The sequence below is a fragment of the Caballeronia sp. INML2 genome, assembly GCF_023631365.1.
Lineage (GTDB): Bacteria > Pseudomonadota > Gammaproteobacteria > Burkholderiales > Burkholderiaceae > Caballeronia > Caballeronia turbans.
The window spans coordinates 1-608 of the sequence record NZ_JALQDH010000209.1; the positions used below are offsets into that span (position 1 = coordinate 1).

Annotated in this window: 1 protein-coding gene and 1 pseudogene; one reads left to right on the plus strand and one right to left on the minus strand. The window is 71.2% G+C overall.

Annotation, left to right across the window (positions count from 1 at the left end; all coding sequences use genetic code 11):
- Positions 1–22: 22 nt before the first annotated feature.
- Positions 23–199 (minus strand): hypothetical protein, encoded by a 177-nt coding sequence (locus NCT32_RS37030; protein WP_250491567.1) that lies wholly within the window; start codon positions 197–199, stop codon positions 23–25.
- Positions 200–297: 98 nt separating this feature from the next.
- Between NCT32_RS37030 and NCT32_RS37035 the strand changes: the two are divergent.
- Positions 298–608 (plus strand): annotated as a pseudogene (locus NCT32_RS37035) (IS21 family transposase); the annotation flags it as partial.

The following is a 608-nucleotide window of genomic DNA, read 5'->3' on the forward strand; positions in this document are numbered from 1 at the left end:
CCCCCATGCACCTCGACCGACATCACGCCCACCCCCACCACCACGGCGACGAGCCCGCGAAAAAACCTCTGAATCCCCCCCACGCCCCCGCCCCGCCCCCCCCCCCCCCCCCGCCCCGCGCCGCCCCCCCCCCCGCCCCCCCCCCCCCCCCCCCCCCCCCCCCCCCCCCCCCAAGCCGCACCGAGGAGTTCCGTGTCACTGGGGAACCTCGTCGGTGGTCGCGGTGGATCGGGTATGAACGAGCCTTCCATCCCACGGGAGGCTGCGGTGCCCGGACGACACGTCAACGACCACCAGATGAGGCTCTACATGAAGTACAGACTCAAGGAACAGCCGACCAAGGCAGGCGCACGCGCCGGGTTCAGTGCCGCCACCGCCTATCGCATCGAACAGGACCCGCGACCGCCATCGCAGAAGAAGGCGCCACGCGAGCGCCGACGCCCAGATCCCTTGGCCGGAATCTTTGACGCAGAGATTGTTCCGCTGCTGCAGTCCGCTCCCGGCATCCGCCCGGTGGCGGTCCTGGACGAGATGCTTCGGCGCCATCCCGACCTCCCGTGCAACGTGCGCCGCACACTGGAGCGGCGTATTCGCGACTGGCGCGCTCT